The following is a 16,420-nucleotide window of genomic DNA, read 5'->3' as shown; positions in this document are numbered from 1 at the left end:
CTGTATCAGCTGGCAGTGGCTGCATCCGCCAGTGCCTGCAGCGCCGCCGTCACATCGGCCGGTTCTACTCCGTCCACTTGCGCCAGCCGGGGTGCCAGCGCCTGCAGGGCATCGCCACCCTTTTGCAGTTGGCCGATGGCCTGGCCGGCCTCCTTGGGGGCGTCAAAGCCTGTGCTCTGCAGCAGCAGGCGGCCGTCGGCCGCCACGAGCTTGAAGTAGAACTTGCCATCGGCCTCGCGGTACTGCTTGAACGAGGGCAGGGCCACCTTGGCTGTCTTGGCCGCTTTGGTGGCTGTGCCGGCCTGCACCAGGCTGCGCAGGCCCACGGCCGAGCGCAGCTCGCGGATGAAGGGAGTTGCCAGCGCGCGGGCACGCTCGGCGCCGGCAAGCAGAGTCTGCTCAATGCGGGCGGGGTTGTTGATCAGCTCTTCGTACTGCGCACGCATGGGGGCGATCACCTGGTCCACGCGTTCGAGCAGCACCTGCTTGGCATCGCCCCAGGCAATGCCGTCGGCGTACTGCTGGCGCAGCGCGGCGGTCTCGGCCTCGGTGGCGAAGGCCTGGTAGATCTGGAACAGGGCCGAGCCCTCGACTTCCTTGGCCTCGCCAGGCGAGCGCGAGTCGGTCAGGATGCCGCCGATCAGCTTCTTGAGCTGCTCGCGCGAACTGAACAGCGGGATGGTGTTGTCGTAGCTCTTGCTCATCTTGCGGCCGTCCAGGCCGGGCAGGGTGGCCACATGTTCGTCGATCGCGGCCTCGGGCAGCACGAAGTGCTCGCCGTACAGGTGGTTGAAGCTGGCCGCCATGTCGCGCGCCATCTCGATGTGCTGGATCTGGTCGCGGCCCACCGGCACCTTGTGCGCCTTGAACATCAGGATGTCGGCACCCATGAGCACCGGGTACATGAACAGGCCGGCCGTCACGCCGTCGTCGGCATCGCGCTCGGCCGCCGTGTTCTTGTCCACGCTGGCCTTGTAGGCGTGGGCGCGGTTGAGCACGCCCTTGCCGGTCACGCAGGTCAGCAGCCACGTCAGTTCGGGAATCTCGGGGATGTCGGACTGGCGGTAGAACGTGACCTGCTCGGGGTTCAGCCCCGCCGCCAGCCAACTGGCCGCGATCTCCAGGGTGGAGCGCTGGATGCGTGCCGGGTCCTCGCACTTGATCAGTGCGTGGTAGTCGGCCAGGAAGTAGAAGCTCTGCACGCCGGGCGTGAGGCTGGCCGCCACCGAGGGGCGGATGGAGCCCACGAAGTTGCCCAGGTGGGGCGTGCCCGTGGTGGTGATACCGGTGAGAAAGCGCGTGGTGCTCATGGGGGAAACGAATTCAGCGAAAAGAGGGGAAAAGACAAGGCGCTCAGCGCAGCAGTGCCATCAAGGGCGTGAGCAGCAGGTTGATGGCAGCGTAGCCCAGGGTCATCAGCGGGCGCAGCCAGATCGTGCCCACCACGCCGGCCACTACCAGGCCCATCACGATGAAGAAGCCGAAAGGCTCGATGCGCGAGACCATGTGGGCCGCCTTCCAGGGGAGCAGGCCAACGAGGATGCGGCCGCCATCGAGCGGGGGCAACGGAAACAGGTTGAACGCCCACATCACGAGATTGACCAGCATGCCGGCGCGCGCCATCTCGATGAAAAAGCGCTCCTGTACTCCGGCACCGATCAGGCCCACCAGGACCAGGCCCCAGAAAACGGCCTGAACGAAGTTGGATGCCGGTCCTGCCAGTGCCACCCAGACCATGTGCCGCTTGGGGTTGCGCAGGTTGCCAAAATTCACCGGCACCGGCTTGGCATAGCCAAAAAGGAAAGCCCCCGAGGTCGCAAAGTACAGCACCAGCGGCATCAGGATGGTGCCGATGGGGTCGATGTGCTTGAGCGGGTTGAGGGTGATCCGGCCCATCATGTACGCGGTGTTGTCGCCAAAGTGGCGTGCCGCATAGCCATGGGCTGCCTCGTGCACGGTGATTGCGAAGAGCACCGGCAAGGTATAGATCAGAACGGTTTGGATGAGATTGGAGATGTCCACAGGGCCAATTGTCTCAGACGCGCGACATCCGCTCTTGCAAGCAGGTTCCTGGCGGGATTGTTACCATGCCATGGCTGTTTCAAATGGATACAGGCGTGGCAGACTGGGCGCAGGCCCTGCCCGCGCTACATTGAGCGCGACGGTCGCCGTATATATACATACAACATTGATATCGGAGATGAATCCCATGGGCCTGGATCGTTTGAAGATTGGAACCCGCCTCATATTGGCGTTCGGCCTCATCGGCCTGATGGTGGCCATCCTGATGGCCGTGGCCCTGAGCGGGGTCGGCAATGCGGAAGATGCGTACAGGGCCTCGGTGGCGGCCGCCACTGGTCTGACCGACGCGCAGCGCGGTCCGCTGGAGCAGGCCATCCGCCAGGGCCATGGCCACCTGCAGAGTGTGCGCACCTGGGTCTCGGTGCTGGGCGCGGGCGTGTTCTTCGTGGCGCTGGCGGCCTTCGTGCTGCTGCGCAACGGCATCGTGGCACCGCTGAACCAGGCCATCCTGATCGCCGAGACGGTGGCTTCAGGCGATTTGAGCCAGGAATTCTCGTCCGAACTCGAAGGCGACTTCGGCCGCCTGCTCACGGCGCTGGGCACCATGGAGGACACGCTGACCGAGCTGGTCTCGGGCATCAAGCAGTCCACGGACTCGATCACCGAGGCGGCGGCGGACATCGATTCGGGCAATTCCGACCTGGCGCGCCGCACCGACGACCAGGTCAGCTCCCTTGCCGACACGGCCGGCAGCATGGCCGAGTTGACCACCACCGTGCGCCAGAACGCCGAGCGTGCCCGCTCGGCCAGCAGCCTGGCCGTAAACGCCTCGCAGATCGCCGAGCGCGGTGGCGCCGTGGTGGGTGACGTGGTGCAGACCATGCAGGCCATCAGCGGCAGCTCGCGCAAGATCGTGGACATCATCCAGGTCATCGAAGGCATTGCCTTCCAGACCAACATCCTGGCGCTCAATGCCGCCGTGGAAGCCGCCCGCGCCGGCGAGCAGGGCCGGGGCTTTGCCGTGGTGGCCAGCGAGGTGCGCAGCCTCGCGCAGCGCAGTGCCGTGGCGGCCCGAGAGATCAAGACCCTGATCAGCCAGTCGGTGGACCAGGTCGAGAGTGGCGCCGGCCACGTGGGCCGCGCCGGCAAGACCATGGAAGAGATCGTGGGCGCGGTCGGTCAGGTCAGCACGCTGCTGGGCGAGATCTCGGGTGCGCTGCACGCCCAAAGCTCGGGCATCGAGCACGTGAACGGCGCCGTGGCGCAGATGGACAGCGCCACGCAGCAGAACGCGGCCCTGGTCCAGCAGGCAGCCAGCGCCGCTTCGGCCCTGTCGTCACGCGCACAAGACCTGCAGCGCGCCGTGGGCGCCTTCAAGCTGGATTGAGGCGGCAGGCCCTAGGCCTACAGGCCCAGCGCCTGCAGGCTGCCGCGGCCTTCGCGCACCACTTCGGGGTCGCCGCCCGTGCCCATGGGCGTCAGGTCCACCACCGTGGTGGGCTCGCGGGGGCAGGCCCCGGCATCCACGATGGCATCCACCAGCTTTTCGTAGCGCTCGCGGATTTCTTCCGGGTCGTTCAGGGGTTCGGTTTCGCCGGCAGGGATCAGCGTGGTGGCCAGCAGCGGGGCACCATGCAGCTCCAGCAGCAACTGCAGGCCCTTGCGGTCGGGCACACGCAGCCCGATGGTCTTGCGCGAGGGGTGGCTCACGCGGCGTGGCACTTCCTTGGTGGCTTCGAGGATGAAGGTGTAGGGCCCGGGCGTACCCAGCTTGAGCAGGCGGTACTGCCGGTTGTCCACGCGCGCGTAGTTGGCCAGCTCCGAAAGGTCGCGGCACAGCAGGGTCAGGTGGTGCTTGTCGTCGACCTGGCGGATGCGGCGCAGCCGGTCCACCGCATCCTTGTCATCGAGGTGGCACACCAGCGCATAGCTCGAATCGGTGGGTACGGCGACGATGCCGCCTTTTTGCAGCAGTGTCGCCGCCTGCTTGAGCAGCCGGGGCTGGGGGTTGTCGGGGTGGACTTCGAAGTACTGGGCCATGGAAAAGAAGAATTCAGGTCAGGCGGCGGCCGCCTGGCGGATGCGGTCGGCCAGCAGTTCCCACACGGGGGTCAGCGTGCCGGGCAGCGGGGGCAGCGTGCCCAGGTCGGTGTGCGACTCGTCCGGGCTGTGGAAATCGCTGCCGCGCGACGCGGCCAGGCCGAACTCCTGGGCCATCGCGGCGTAGGTCACATACTCCGGCGGGCTGTGGCTGCCGGTCACCACCTCCACGCCGCGCCCGCCATGGGCCTTGAATTCCGAGAACAGCGCATACTCTTCGTTCGCACTGAACTTGTAGCGTGCCGGGTGGGCAATCACCGCCACGCCCCCGGCCTCGGTGATCCAGCGCACGGCATCGCCCAGGCTGGCCCAGCGGTGTGGCACATAGCCGGGTTTGCCCTCGGTGAGAAAGCGGCGAAACACCTCGGAGGTGTCCCGGCAGACCCCCGTCTCGACAAGAAAGCGCGCGAAATGCGTGCGCGAGATCAGCGCCGGGTTGCCCACGAACTGCAGCGCACCCTCGTAGGCACCTGCGATGCCGACCTGGGCCAGTTGCTGCGCCATGTCCTGGGCGCGTTCGCCGCGCCCGCCGCGGGTGGCTGCCAGACCGGCGGCCAACTGGGTGTTGTCGGGATCGAAGCCCAAACCTACGATGTGGACGGTGGTGTCGGCAAAGGTCACCGAGATCTCCACACCCGTGAGGTAGGCCATGCCCTGTGCGCTGGCCGCCACTGCGGCCCGGTGCTGGCCGCCGATTTCGTCATGGTCGGTCAGCGCCCACAGCTCGACCCCGTTGGCCTTGGCACGGGCAGCCAGGTCTTCGGGGGTCATGGTTCCGTCGGATACCACGGAATGGCAATGCAGGTCGGCGTTGAGCAGGGTGGTCACGGGGTCATTTTAGGGCTTGTACCGATAACGCGGCGTGCTGATTCCAGCAACACTGGTTACAAGCAGGCCAAGGCACCTCCCGGTGCCCGCTTGCTGTCTTGGCAGCTATCGCTGGTTTGACGGTTTTCCTAAGGCAAATACCCACAGAGCCGGGCCAGTCCCCTGTCCCGGCAGAGCGTAAGGATCAACCATGAATTTCAACAACCTGCGCGTAGCCCACAAGATGTGGAGCGTGATCCTGGGCCTGCTGGCACTGATGCTGGTCACGGCCATCTGGACGCAGTGGTATGGGCGGCAGGTGACCGCCGAGACCGAGATGGCCGTCGGGAAATACGAGTCCGCCATCACCACGGCAGTCAGCTGGCGGGGGCTGGCCGAGGTGGCCGTCACCATGTCGATGGCCAGCTTCGTGACCACGGACGCAGCGCTCAAGGCCGATTTCGACACGCGCGTGGCGGCCCTCACGGCCCGCATCACGCCGGTGCAGGAAAAGATCGGCAAATCCTCGGTGTCGGCCGACGACAAGGCGGCCCTGGCCCAGGTGGCGGCCACGCGCGCCGACATCCGTGGCCAGACCGACAAGCTCAAGGCGCTGACCGATGCCGGTGACGCGGCCGCCAAGCAGGAGTACCTGGCCAGCGTCTACCGCCCGAAGGCGGTGGCCTACCTGGAGTCGATCGACAAGTTCGTGGCGGTCCAGGAGCGCCAGCGCGACCAGGCTGTGCAGGCAGCGCGTGATTCGCGCGCCAACTTGGTGCTGATCGCTGCTGCTGCAGCCCTCGCCGTGGTGGTTCTGGGCATGCTGATGGCCGCTCTGCTTGTGCGTTCCATCACGCGGCCGCTCGACCGGGCAGTGACCCTGGCCGAGGCCATTTCTGCGGGAGACCTGACGCAGGACATCCAGGACGAGCGCAAGGATGAGCTGGGGGTGCTGACCCGGGCCCTGTCCACGATGTCCACCCGCCTGCGCTCCGTGGTGAGCGAGGTACGGGTCGGCGTGAATTCCGTCTCTTCGGCCTCGGTGGAGATTGCCAACGGCAACCACGACCTGTCGGCACGCACCGAGCAGACGGCGTCCAACCTCGAAGAAACAGCGGCCAGCATGGAGCAGCTGACGGCCACGGTGTCGCAGTCTGCCGATACGGCGCGCCAGGCGAACCAACTGGCCGGCACGGCCGCTCAGGCCGCAGCGCGCGGTGGCGAAGTGGTGGGCCAGGTGGTCAGCAGCATGCAGCAGATCACCGACAGCTCGCGCAAGATCGCCGACATCATCGGCACCATCGACGGCATCGCCTTCCAGACCAACATCCTGGCGCTCAACGCGGCGGTGGAAGCAGCCCGCGCGGGCGAGCAGGGCCGTGGCTTTGCCGTGGTGGCCAGCGAAGTGCGCAGCCTGGCGGGCCGCAGCGCCGAGGCTGCCAAGGAGATCAAGGCCCTGATCAGCGCCAGCGTGGAGAACGTCGAATCGGGCTCGGCCCAGGTGGCGCAGGCCGGTCAGAGCATGGAAGAGATCGTCTCGAGCGTGCGCCGGGTGAGTGACCTGATCGGAGAGATCACGGCCTCGTCCACCGAACAGCGCGACGGCATTGCGCAGGTCAACCAGGCGGTGACGCACCTGGACCAGATGACGCAGCAGAACGCGGCGTTGGTGGAGGAGTCCACGGCGGCAGCGGCGTCGATGCGCGACCAGGCACAGAAGCTGGCCGAGGTGGTGGCGGTGTTCAACGTGGGGGCGATGCCTGCGCGGGCACCTTCGGCAGCCCCGCGTGCTGCCGCACCACGCCCCGCACCCGCCCCAGTCCGCCCTGCGGTCGCAGGCAAGCCCGCAGCGCGTCCGTCCGCCCCCGCGACTGCACGGCTGACGACTTCGGCGCCCAAGCCGGCAGCGGCCCACAAGCCTGCCGCTGCGGGGCCAGCCCCCGCACCGGCCCCGCGCGCCACCGCCAAGGGCGGAGACGACGACTGGGAAAGCTTCTGACCCAGGAGGGCAGGTGCCTCAGCAACCGGGTGGTGGTCATCCGCGGCCCAGCCCAGCTTGCGTGAGCCCGGCCTTCTTGGGCGGCCTTCTATCGAATTGGGGTTTGTCCCGGTGACCTGAAGCCCGTTGCACGCCCGTGGCTAGCGTAGGCTATGCCTGTTTGATGTAATTGAATGTTTCCGCCAATAAAGGTGGGAAATGCCAAGGCATCACAGGTCCACAAGGAAAAGAGCCATGCAATTCGACAATATCCGTGTCTCCCGCAAGCTGTGGGGGGCATTTCTGGGTCTGATGATCGCGATGCTGCTGCTCTCCAGCTTCGCCCAGAACCGGGGCAACAACTCCATGTCAGCGGCACTCGATGCCGTGGTCGAGGTCGAGGCCCGCATTTCTACCGCCATCCGCTGGCGAGGCGCCACCGAGACGGCCGTGAACATGGTCGTGGGCGGTGCGGTTACCACCGATGCTGCGCTGTCCGAGCAGTATGGCGTGAAGGTCAAGGAGATCATCGGCGCCATCAACAAGCTGCAGGAGAAGATCGTCGCCTCGGCCACGGACCCACAGGAGAAGGCGGCTGTCGACAAGGTCCTGGAGGCGCGCAAGGCGGTGCTGGCGGCCACGGCCCGAACGGGGGAGCTCAAGAAGGCGGGCGACGATGCGGCCACGCGTCAGTACGCGGACAAGGAGTTTGCGCCCCTGGTCACCTTGTACCTCAAGGCCCAGGACGACTTCGTGGCGGTGCTGGAAAAGCGCCGTGACGCCATCCGCGCCGAGGTGGTTACGCGGCGCATCGAGTACGCCATTTCGAGCATCATCCTGTCGCTGCTGCTGCTCGCGGTGGGCATCTTCCTGGCCTGGAGGCTGGTGCACTCCATCAGCGACCCGCTCAACCAGGCGGTGACCACCATCGACGCCATTGCCGCAGGCGACCTCACGCGCGAGCTGCAGTCCACCCGCAAGGATGAGTTCGGCCACATGCTGCGCTCGCTCTCGGCGATGTCGGCGCGCCTGCGCGGCGTGGTCAGCGAGGTGCGCTCGGGCGTCGACTCGGTGTCTTCTGCGTCCGTGGAGATTGCCAACGGCAACCACGACCTGTCGGCACGCACCGAGCAGACGGCGTCCAACCTCGAAGAAGCAGCGGCCAGCATGGAGCAGCTGACGGCCACGGTGTCGCAGTCTGCCGATACGGCGCGCCAGGCGAACCAACTGGCCGGCACGGCCGCTCAGGCCGCAGCGCGCGGTGGCGAAGTGGTGGGCCAGGTGGTCAGCAGCATGCAGCAGATCACCGACAGCTCGCGCAAGATCGCCGACATCATCGGCACCATCGACGGCATCGCCTTCCAGACCAACATCCTGGCGCTCAACGCGGCGGTGGAAGCAGCCCGCGCGGGCGAGCAGGGCCGTGGCTTTGCCGTGGTGGCCAGCGAAGTGCGCAGCCTGGCGGGCCGCAGCGCCGAGGCTGCCAAGGAGATCAAGGCCCTGATCAGCGCCAGCGTGGAGAACGTCGAATCGGGCTCGGCCCAGGTGGCGCAGGCCGGTCAGAGCATGGAAGAGATCGTCTCGAGCGTGCGCCGGGTGAGTGACCTGATCGGAGAGATCACGGCCTCGTCCACCGAACAGCGCGACGGCATTGCGCAGGTCAACCAGGCGGTGACGCACCTGGACCAGATGACGCAGCAGAACGCGGCGTTGGTGGAGGAGTCCACGGCGGCAGCGGCGTCGATGCGCGACCAGGCACAGAAGCTGGCCGAGGTGGTGTCCATGTTCAACGTCGGCGCCGTGGCTGTGCGCGCGCCTGCCGCGCCGCCGCGTGCGGCCGCCGCACCACGCCCCGCGCCGGCCGCCAGCCGGGCCGTGCCGGCACCGGCGCGCACGGCCCTTGCCGGCAAGCCCGCCGCACGGGCCGCTGCACCGGCCACTGCACGCCTGACCTCGTCCGTGCCCAAGAAGGCGACGGCTGCCCACAAGCCCGCTGCCGCAGGGCCCGCACCGGCGCCAGCCCCCCGCGCCACGGCCAAGGGCGGGGACGACGACTGGGAAAGCTTCTGACCGCAGGCGTTGCAACGGGGCAGCGCTCCCGCAGACAATCCACGAAGGCAGCGCAGGCTGCCTTTGTCCTTCCTGAGACAAAAAAACCCTCGACAGAAAGCCTTCCCATGCCCCTGATCAACATCCGCCTGGCCAACCGCGACATTCCCACCACCTCCGCCCAGAAGGCCGCGCTGATTGCCGGCGTCACGCGCCTCATGCAGGAGGTGCTCGACAAGAAGCCCGAGACTGTGACCGTCATCATCGATGAGATCGACCCCGACAACTGGGGCGTGGGCGGTGAGCAGGTCACGGTGGTGCGCCAGCGCGCGAAAGGCCCGTTGCAGGCCTGAGAGCGCCGCGCAATACGCTGGTCGTGCGTAGCGCAGTTGCCTCAACCTCGACCTTCAAGCCAAAGTGCAGTGGCCCCGTCGGCACCACTGCGCGTGCTGGGCGCGCAGAGCCGGCCCACTTTTCGTAGAGCTGATCGAACATGGGCCAGTTCGCAATGCCATCGACGTACACCCGCACCTGAAGCAGTTGGTCTATGCTTGAACCTGCGGCAGCCAGTACGGCCTGCAGATTGGACAGCACCTGCTTTGCCTGGTCCTCAAACGAGGCGTCGACCAGGCGCTCGCCATCGGGTGTGATGGGCAGTTGGCCAGAAATGAAGACCAGGTTCTCACTGGTGCAGGCATGGCTGTAGTGACCACTCGGCTTGGCAAGAGCCGGAACCTCGACATAGTCAGGCCGCGAGTTTTCGATCCCTGAAGCGCGCTGTTTACCAGCCATGAAAGCGCCCCCAGGTCTGAAGGGAGCCATCATCGGACAGCGCCTGGTACTCAGGAAACTGTGCACCGGTGGCGCAGGCATGGTTGGGCAGGATGCGAAGACGGGTGCCTGTCGGGAACCGCTCGGCGATGTCTGCGGACACCCCGCTGCTGAGGGAAAGAATGCCGTGCTCCTGGTTGGCGGCGGTCAGCAAGTAGCCCTCGATGGGCTGGCCATCTAGCGTGCACACCTGTCCGTAGCCGAAGTCGCGTTGCTGCTTGGCCGTGCCCCGATCCCGGCTCATCGCCATCCAGCCCGCATCGACAATTGCCCAGCCCTTGTCCTCCTGATGACCGATGACCGTTGTGAGCACGCTCAGGGCCAGTTCATCTCCACTGCAGACACCCACGTTGCGCATGACCAGATCGAAGAGCACGTACACCCCGGCGCGCAGTTCGGTGACACCTTCAAGCGACCTGGCTTCCAGGGCGGTCGGGGTGGAGCCGACGGACACCACCTGGCATGGCAAGCCCGCGCTGCGCAGCCGTTCGGCGGCCCTTACACAGCCGGCGCGCTCCTGCTCGGCCAGGTCTGCGAGCGCCTGGGGGGTGTTGAACTCGTAGCTGGAGCCCGCATGCGTGAGCACGCCGGCCAGCTTCATGCCTGCCTCATGGAGCACACGGCCCACCGGCAGCAGCGCTGCATCCTCAGGCTTGATGCCCGAACGGTGCCCATCGGTGTCGATTTCAATGAGCACCTCGAAGACATGCCGATGTTCGCGGCCGAAGTCGGCGATGGCCTGTGCACCTTGGATACTGTCCGTCAGGATCTGAAGCGCGCACCCGAGCTGGCGCAACTCCAGGGCGTGGGCAAGGCGATGCGGGGCCATCCCCACCGCGTAGAGAATGTCCGTGAAGCCGCGGGCGAAGAACTGGTCGGCTTCCTTGAGCGTGGATACCGTGATGCCGGTGGCTCCCGCATCGCGCTGCAGTGCTGCCACTTCAGCGCACTTGGTTGTCTTGACGTGGGGACGCAGGCGCACGCCCAGGCTGTCCGCTTTCTCCTGCATGCGCAAGATGTTGTGCCGCAGTTTGCGCTGGGAGATGACCGCGGCGGGGGTATCGATAGTAGCAAGGGTGTTCATGTGGTGAGATCGTCAATCAATCAATCAATCGAGGTATTCGCCCTTGGCCTTGAGCGCGGGAACGTCTTCGCGAAGGCCGCGCGCTATGAGCGCAGAGACCGTGGCGGGTGTCGTTTCGGCGGGCTTGGGAAGGTCTACGCCCAAGGCATCCATCTGCTTGCGAAGGCCCCCATCGGCGACTGCATGCTGGAGCGCTCCAGTCAAGCGGGCCACCACGGCTTGGGGCGTGTTCCGGGGAGCGAACAGTGCGTTCCATGAACGGACATCCAGTGCATAGCCAGCCTCCGATGCCGTGCCGGTTTTAGGCAGCTGTGCCAGGCGGGTTCTTGAAAGGGCCGCAATGGCCTTGATGCGGCCCCCTGCAATTTGCGGGAGAGCGGTGGTGGTCTGGTCGCACATGAAGTCGGTCGTCTGGCCACCCATCAAGTCGTTCATCGCGGGAGCGACGCCTTTGTAGGGAATATGCGTGACGTTCTGACCCATGGAAGACAACAGCAGCACACAGCCGTAGTGAGAAATCGAACCCACGCCCGCGCTTCCATATGTGGCTTTGTCCTTGTTCTTGGCAACCCATTCCACAAACTCTTTCAGGTTCGTGACCGGAAGGTTCGAGCGGGCCAACAGCACTATCGGAGCAGACCCAGCAGGACCGATGGGAGCGAAGTCCGCGACGGGGTCATAGGCAAGTTTCTTGTAGATGGCGGCATTGGCCACGTGGGTGCCGATGCCACCAAACGCAATGGTGTAGCCGTCGGGGCTGGCCTTGATGGCTTTCGTCAGCCCTATTGCGCCGTTGGCGCCTCCGATGTTCTCGATGACGATTGCCTGACCAAGGCTCTCCCCCATCTTCTGCGCGACCGCTCGCGCCAATGCGTCGCTAGGTCCGCCGGCAGGAAAAGGAACAATGAGAGTGACTGGCCGGCTTGGGAACGCAGGCTCTGCTGCGCTGCTCAGAAGCGGGAGTAGGCAGGCGCACAGGCTTGCGGCCGCCAGGGTCAATAGTTTGAAACGATTCATGTTCAATCCTTTGTGGGCAACGAGTCACCGGGCGCCAGCCGCAGAAAATCCTTGGAGCCAGGCCAGGGCTGCATCCAGGGTCGGTGATTCAACCTCTGCCAGCGGTGCCCCCGCAGGGAGAGCCAGGCCAACCCGGTTGTGCCAGTAGGTGCGAAGCCCCATCTTGGCCGTTCCAAACAGGTCGTAGCCCGAGCCCGCGACAAAGGCGGCGTCTTTCGCTTCCACGCCAAGATGGTCCAGCGCAAGCTGGTAGGGCCTGGGGTCGGGTTTGTAGAAGCCGGCCTCTTCCGAGGTGACGACCACGTCCCAGTCGATGCCCAGCCGAGATGCAGCACGTTCACCCAGATGGCGCGAGCAATTCGTGACCACGGCGAGCTTGCAGTGCGGCTTGAGCGCCACGAGCAGCTCCTTGGCACCACTCCACACGGGCAACTGGTCCCACAGCTCTTCAAGCGCCTGTGGTGCGCTTGCCGGCAGCCCGGTGTTCGCAGCGGCTTGCCGAACCAGTTGCTCATAGGGTTCGTAGGCGCCGCAGCCGTAGGTCAGCCGAAGGTACTCGGCGCGCCAGGTGCGCCCGAGCGCCTCCGAGCCTGCGGCGCCATTCCAAACCGTCCAGGAGTCCAGCAATGCGGTCAGCAGGTCGAAGAGAACGGCGCGCGGGTAGTGCGCATCCGTTGCGATGGGGGTGGAAGTGGTGTTCTGCATGGCGTCACTTTAGGTTGTCGCAGCGCCGCTGTCTCTTCACTATTGGGTCATCAATCGTTAAGCTCTGCTGAATATGCAAATCGATGACCTCCGCCTGGCGGCCGCACTCCTGAGGGAACGCTCCCTCAGTGCGGCGGCACGCTCATTGGGCGTAACCCCTCCCGCTCTGTCGATGCGCTTGCGCAAGCTGGAGGCCACTTTGGGCATGACCCTCGCCAACCGAAGTGCCCGCAAGCTGCACCTGACGTCGGAAGGCGAACGATTCGGCCGCGAGGCCTATGACCTCCTGCAGAAACTCGATAGCCTTCGGGAATCGCTCCAGCGCGACGACCATCGGCTCACGGGCACCGTGAAAATCGCGGCCCCCTTCGGTTACGGCCGGATCCACGTCGCACCGCTGCTGTCCCGGTTCTCGCGGCTTCACCCCGGCCTGCTCTTGCAGCTCGACTTGCGCGAGACCCCCTGGCCAGATCGGCACGACTCCGACGCGGTCGTGCACGTGGGGGTGATCAAGGACTCGTCCTGGGTGGCGCATCCCCTGGCAGACAATGAGCGGTGGCTCTGCGCGAGCCCGGCATACCTGCGTGAACACGGCACGCCACGCAGTCCCACCGATCTGGCCTATCACTCCTGCATCTGCATCCGGGAAAACGACGAGGACGTGACGCTATGGCACCTGCGCCCCCTTGATGGCAAGCGAAAGGGCGAGAGCCTGCGCATCCATCCCGCGTTCATCACCAATGACGGCAGCGTCGCGCGGCAATGGGCAGAGGATGGCATGGGTCTGGTGCTGCGCTCGCAGTGGGATGCAACTGCCGCTGTCGCAACCGGGCGGCTTGAACGCGTGATGGCGGACTGGAGCTTTGGTGCCGCTCCGGTGGTGGTCTTGGTGCCAACTCGAAAAGGACGTAGCCCCCGGATTCACGCGCTTCTTGCTTTCTTGCGGGAAGCGGGCACGGCATCAGGCGCATAGCCGAGGGCGCGCGAGGCTTTGAAGCCGCGCACAATGTGCGGCTTCTCCCATACGGCTCATGGCAGGGCCGCAGGGTATGGGGAGCTTTTTCGGGTTCCAACAAGAATCAAGCACCGCACTAGATTTCAGCGCCCTCGACCAGGAACTGCACCTTGCGCTCGCCACGCCATTCGTTCACATCCAGGCGAAAGGCCAGCAGCACGCGGGCGGGCAGTTGGTCGGTGTGGCCGAACCAGATGGCGTCGACGGGGTTGCCCTGGTGCATGAGCTTGATGGACAGGTGGTTCTTGCCCTCGCCCACCAGCCGCTGGCTCAGCACCACGACCTCTTCGCTGAAGGTGGGTGGCGCAAAGCCCTGGCCCCAGACCTCGCGGTGCAGGGTGTCCACCACATCGGCGCTGCAGTATTCGGGCGCCAGCGGGCCATCGGTCTCGATGCGGCGCGTGAGCGTTGAGGCATCCAACCATTCCTGCGCCACCTGGGCCAGGGCCTGTTCGAAGGTATCGAAGGCCTCTGCGGCCACGGTGCAGCCGGCCGCCATGGCATGGCCGCCGAACTTGAGCAGCACGCCGGGGTGGCGCTTGGCCACCAGATCCAGCGCATCGCGCAGGTGAAACCCGGGAATGGAGCGGCCCGAGCCCTTGAGTTCGTGCTCCTTGCCCGGCGCGCTGCTGGCGGCGAAGACGAAGGTCGGGCGGTGCAGCTTGTCCTTGATGCGCGAAGCGACGATGCCCACCACGCCCTCGTGGAAGTCGGGGTCGAAGACGCTGATGGCGGGCGGCGGGTCCTCGCTCTCGTCGAACAGGTTCTCGGCCATCAGCATGGCCTGTTCGCGCATGCCGCCCTCGATCTCGCGGCGCTCGCGGTTGATGGTGTCCAACTGGCCGGCCAGATCACTGGCGCGGCCCGCGTCGTCGGTGAGCAGGCATTCGATGCCCAGCGTCATGTCCGCCAGGCGCCCGGCGGCGTTGATGCGTGGGCCCAGTGCAAAACCGAAGTCGAAGGTGGTGGCCACGGGTGCCTTGCGGCCCGCCGCCGTGAACAGCGCAGCCACGCCTGCCGGCATGGCGCCGGCGCGGATGCGCCGCAGGCCCTGGGCCACCAGGCGGCGGTTGTTCGCGTCCAGGCGCACCACGTCGGCCACGGTGCCCAGGGCCACCAGCGTGAGCAGCGGCTCCAGCCTGGGCTGGCTGTCCATGTCGAACACCCCGCGCCTGCGCAGCTCGGAGCGCAGTTCCATCAGCACATAGAACATCACGCCCACGCCGGCCAGGAACTTGCTTTCGAACGTGCAGCCTGGCTGGTTGGGGTTGACCATGGCGTCCGCTGCGGGCAGTTCGGGGCCGGGAAGGTGGTGGTCGGTCACCAGCACCAGGAGGCCCAGGGCCTTGGCTTCGGCCACGCCCTCGACGCTGGCGATGCCGTTGTCCACGGTGATCAGCACGTCGGCGCCGCGCTCCTTCACGCGGCGCGCGATCGGCGGGGTGAGGCCATAGCCATCGGTCACGCGGTCGGGCACCAGGTAGTCCACGTGCTTTGCGCCCAGCAGGCGCAGGCCGCGCACGGCCACGGCGCAGGCGGTGGCGCCGTCGCAGTCGTAGTCGGCCACCACGCACAGGCGCAGGTCCTGCGCCATGGCGTCGGCGAGCAGGGTGGCGGCCTGCTGGATCCCTTTGAGCCCGGCGGGCGGCAGCAGGCGGTCCAGCCGCTCGTTCAGTTCCTCCTTGTCGCGCACGCCGCGCGCGGCGTACAGGCGGGCCAGCAGCGGGTGCACTCCGGCCTGCTCCAGCGCCCAGGCGGCGCGCGGGGGAATGTCTCTTGCCGTGATTTTCATAGCTGGGGTGCCACCTGGGCAAAACGGGTGGGCTGGAAGTAGGCATTTATGCGCTGCAGCAGGCCGCGCGGGGCGGTGTGGAAGGCCAGCGCAGCGCGTTCGCCGCACAGGGTCAGGCGCACGGCGGCGCCTTGCTCGGCCTGGCGCAACAGGTCGGCCAGCGGGCCCGCATCCAGCGCGCTCCAGGCGGCCGCCCAGGCACGCCAGTCCTCACGCAGCGCGGCGTTGCGCAGGGCCAGGGGCATCTGGGGCGCGGGTGCGGGCGCCGTGGCCGGCAAGGCGCCTGCGCCGTGCACCCAGAAGGAGTTGACCATGGGCAGGCCGCGCTCGGCCCGCTCGTCGTTGAAGGCATGGGTGTACAGCAGCATCTGCATCTCGCTGTTCAGGCGGTGCAGGGTGCGGGCTTTGGCGGCATCGGGCATCCAGGCACGCACGTCGCGCAGCAACACGCGGTCGAGCGAGGCGGTGGCCAGGTGGGCGAACAGGGGGCCTTCGGCAAGCCAGCGGGTGGGCTGGTCGTAGTGCAGGTGGATGCCGTCCTCGGCGAACCAGGGCGAGACGATGGCCAGCAGGGCGCGCGAGGATGCTTCGGTGAGGCCCAGGGCTTCGGGGTCGCGCAGCGTGATGTGGTCGGTCGTCACCTGCCACTGGCAGGGGGCGACAAAGGCCCAGGCCTTGCCGTCCGCAGGCTGGCCTTGCTGCAGGCGGTACCAGGCGGCCCAGGGCGTAAGCCCGTCCTCGGCGGGCAGGCCCAGGGCCTCGGCCAGGGCGCGCTCGTGGGGGGCAGAGAAACTGGTCTCCTCGGCCGTACTGGAGCCTGCAGGATCGGGCGCGAGGCGCGCCAGCAGGCGATCCAGGTGCGGCAGATCGAGCGTTGCCAGCGTTTGCCGGCACCCCTCGGAGGCGCTGGCAGCGTAGGGGATGAGCAAATGGGGGATGTCCGACATCCCTCTATTGTCCGGGATGCCACAATCGCTCCCGCCGGGCTCTGCTATCCCATCAGGGTCCAGGCACTTTTTT

15 protein-coding genes are annotated in these 16,420 nt (G+C 66.6%); 5 read left to right on the top strand and 10 right to left on the bottom strand.

Going from position 1 to position 16,420, the window contains the following annotated elements:
* Positions 1-5: 5 nt before the first annotated feature.
* Positions 6-1,310, bottom strand: a complete 1,305-nt coding sequence (locus ACSQ3Y_RS27610) for a tryptophan--tRNA ligase (RefSeq protein ID WP_436179497.1) — start codon at positions 1,308-1,310, stop codon at positions 6-8.
* Positions 1,311-1,353: 43 nt separating this feature from the next.
* On the bottom strand, positions 1,354-2,022 hold the full coding sequence (locus tag ACSQ3Y_RS27605; protein ID WP_436179496.1) for a site-2 protease family protein: 669 nt from the start codon (positions 2,020-2,022) through the stop codon (positions 1,354-1,356).
* 187 nt (positions 2,023-2,209) lie between these two features.
* Here ACSQ3Y_RS27605 and ACSQ3Y_RS27600 point away from each other — a divergent pair, with 187 nt between their 5' ends.
* Complete coding sequence (locus ACSQ3Y_RS27600) at positions 2,210-3,409, top strand: methyl-accepting chemotaxis protein (RefSeq protein WP_436179495.1); 1,200 nt, start codon at positions 2,210-2,212, stop codon at positions 3,407-3,409.
* A gap of 17 nt (positions 3,410-3,426) precedes the next feature.
* On the opposite strand, the gene ACSQ3Y_RS27595 is transcribed toward ACSQ3Y_RS27600, so the two are convergent.
* Together ACSQ3Y_RS27595 and ACSQ3Y_RS27590 are read right to left on the bottom strand one after the other, a co-directional pair.
* Positions 3,427-4,062, bottom strand: a complete 636-nt coding sequence (locus ACSQ3Y_RS27595) for an L-threonylcarbamoyladenylate synthase (protein WP_057268335.1) — start codon at positions 4,060-4,062, stop codon at positions 3,427-3,429.
* 18 nt (positions 4,063-4,080) lie between these two features.
* Positions 4,081-4,950 (bottom strand): 3',5'-nucleoside bisphosphate phosphatase, encoded by an 870-nt coding sequence (locus ACSQ3Y_RS27590; protein ID WP_057268336.1) that lies wholly within the window; start codon positions 4,948-4,950, stop codon positions 4,081-4,083.
* Between the two features lie 190 nt (positions 4,951-5,140).
* On the opposite strand from ACSQ3Y_RS27590, the gene ACSQ3Y_RS27585 reads away from it, so the two are divergent.
* From ACSQ3Y_RS27585 to ACSQ3Y_RS27575, 3 genes are all read left to right on the top strand, one after another.
* Positions 5,141-6,928, top strand: a complete 1,788-nt coding sequence (locus tag ACSQ3Y_RS27585) for a methyl-accepting chemotaxis protein (protein WP_436179494.1) — start codon at positions 5,141-5,143, stop codon at positions 6,926-6,928.
* Positions 6,929-7,162: 234 nt separating this feature from the next.
* A complete protein-coding gene (locus ACSQ3Y_RS27580) occupies positions 7,163-8,977 on the top strand; it encodes a methyl-accepting chemotaxis protein (protein WP_436179493.1) in 1,815 nt (604 codons plus the stop codon).
* A gap of 107 nt (positions 8,978-9,084) precedes the next feature.
* Positions 9,085-9,309, top strand: a complete 225-nt coding sequence (locus ACSQ3Y_RS27575; protein WP_436179492.1) for a tautomerase family protein — start codon at positions 9,085-9,087, stop codon at positions 9,307-9,309.
* Here ACSQ3Y_RS27575 and ACSQ3Y_RS27570 read toward each other — a convergent pair.
* Genes ACSQ3Y_RS27570 through ACSQ3Y_RS27555 form a run of 4 tightly spaced genes read right to left on the bottom strand, consistent with a single transcriptional unit; the run spans position 9,266 to position 12,593 of the window.
* On the bottom strand, positions 9,266-9,748 hold the full coding sequence (locus ACSQ3Y_RS27570; RefSeq protein WP_436179491.1) for a RidA family protein: 483 nt from the start codon (positions 9,746-9,748) through the stop codon (positions 9,266-9,268). The two genes, ACSQ3Y_RS27575 and ACSQ3Y_RS27570, sit on opposite strands and share 44 nt — an antisense overlap.
* The gene (locus ACSQ3Y_RS27565; protein WP_436179490.1) at positions 9,738-10,871 is read right to left on the bottom strand and encodes a DSD1 family PLP-dependent enzyme; all 1,134 of its coding nucleotides are present in this window, start codon (positions 10,869-10,871) and stop codon (positions 9,738-9,740) included. The genes ACSQ3Y_RS27570 and ACSQ3Y_RS27565 overlap by 11 nt, the downstream gene beginning before the upstream one ends.
* Positions 10,872-10,895: 24 nt before the next feature.
* Positions 10,896-11,888, bottom strand: a complete 993-nt coding sequence (locus ACSQ3Y_RS27560; RefSeq protein ID WP_436179489.1) for a tripartite tricarboxylate transporter substrate-binding protein — start codon at positions 11,886-11,888, stop codon at positions 10,896-10,898.
* Between the two features lie 24 nt (positions 11,889-11,912).
* The gene (locus ACSQ3Y_RS27555; protein WP_436179488.1) at positions 11,913-12,593 is read right to left on the bottom strand and encodes an HAD family hydrolase; all 681 of its coding nucleotides are present in this window, start codon (positions 12,591-12,593) and stop codon (positions 11,913-11,915) included.
* A gap of 73 nt (positions 12,594-12,666) precedes the next feature.
* Here ACSQ3Y_RS27555 and ACSQ3Y_RS27550 point away from each other — a divergent pair, with 73 nt between their 5' ends.
* Positions 12,667-13,566 carry a LysR family transcriptional regulator gene (locus ACSQ3Y_RS27550; RefSeq protein ID WP_436179487.1) on the top strand — a complete coding sequence of 300 codons (900 nt, stop codon included), beginning with the start codon at positions 12,667-12,669 and terminating at the stop codon, positions 13,564-13,566.
* Positions 13,567-13,684: 118 nt separating this feature from the next.
* Here ACSQ3Y_RS27550 and recJ read toward each other — a convergent pair whose 3' ends face one another.
* Positions 13,685-15,400, bottom strand: a complete 1,716-nt coding sequence (recJ, locus tag ACSQ3Y_RS27545; protein WP_436179486.1) for a single-stranded-DNA-specific exonuclease RecJ — start codon at positions 15,398-15,400, stop codon at positions 13,685-13,687.
* On the bottom strand, positions 15,397-16,347 hold the full coding sequence (locus ACSQ3Y_RS27540) for a phosphoglycerate mutase (protein ID WP_436179485.1): 951 nt from the start codon (positions 16,345-16,347) through the stop codon (positions 15,397-15,399). Before ACSQ3Y_RS27540 ends, recJ begins: the two co-directional genes overlap by 4 nt.
* Positions 16,348-16,420: the final 73 nt, after the last annotated feature.

Origin of the sequence: Acidovorax sp. LjRoot66 (assembly GCF_964253305.1) — a bacterium.
Lineage (GTDB): Bacteria > Pseudomonadota > Gammaproteobacteria > Burkholderiales > Burkholderiaceae_C > Acidovorax.
This window is presented reverse-complemented; position numbering and strand designations above follow the sequence as displayed.

What these genes read in the sequence shown, in the direction of transcription:
- ACSQ3Y_RS27575 (WP_436179492.1), top strand. Translation starts at nt 9,085, where the DNA reads ATGCCCCTGATCAACATCCGCCTGGCCAACCGCGACATTCCCACCACC.
- ACSQ3Y_RS27570 (WP_436179491.1), bottom strand. Translation starts at nt 9,748, where the DNA reads ATGGCTGGTAAACAGCGCGCTTCAGGGATCGAAAACTCGCGGCCTGAC.
- recJ (WP_436179486.1), bottom strand. Translation starts at nt 15,400, where the DNA reads ATGAAAATCACGGCAAGAGACATTCCCCCGCGCGCCGCCTGGGCGCTG.
- ACSQ3Y_RS27560 (WP_436179489.1), bottom strand. Translation starts at nt 11,888, where the DNA reads ATGAATCGTTTCAAACTATTGACCCTGGCGGCCGCAAGCCTGTGCGCC.
- ACSQ3Y_RS27595 (WP_057268335.1), bottom strand. Translation starts at nt 4,062, where the DNA reads ATGGCCCAGTACTTCGAAGTCCACCCCGACAACCCCCAGCCCCGGCTG.
- ACSQ3Y_RS27600 (WP_436179495.1), top strand. Translation starts at nt 2,210, where the DNA reads ATGGGCCTGGATCGTTTGAAGATTGGAACCCGCCTCATATTGGCGTTC.
- ACSQ3Y_RS27580 (WP_436179493.1), top strand. Translation starts at nt 7,163, where the DNA reads ATGCAATTCGACAATATCCGTGTCTCCCGCAAGCTGTGGGGGGCATTT.
- ACSQ3Y_RS27550 (WP_436179487.1), top strand. Translation starts at nt 12,667, where the DNA reads ATGCAAATCGATGACCTCCGCCTGGCGGCCGCACTCCTGAGGGAACGC.
- ACSQ3Y_RS27610 (WP_436179497.1), bottom strand. Translation starts at nt 1,310, where the DNA reads ATGAGCACCACGCGCTTTCTCACCGGTATCACCACCACGGGCACGCCC.
- ACSQ3Y_RS27555 (WP_436179488.1), bottom strand. Translation starts at nt 12,593, where the DNA reads ATGCAGAACACCACTTCCACCCCCATCGCAACGGATGCGCACTACCCG.
- ACSQ3Y_RS27565 (WP_436179490.1), bottom strand. Translation starts at nt 10,871, where the DNA reads ATGAACACCCTTGCTACTATCGATACCCCCGCCGCGGTCATCTCCCAG.
- ACSQ3Y_RS27585 (WP_436179494.1), top strand. Translation starts at nt 5,141, where the DNA reads ATGAATTTCAACAACCTGCGCGTAGCCCACAAGATGTGGAGCGTGATC.
- ACSQ3Y_RS27540 (WP_436179485.1), bottom strand. Translation starts at nt 16,347, where the DNA reads ATGTCGGACATCCCCCATTTGCTCATCCCCTACGCTGCCAGCGCCTCC.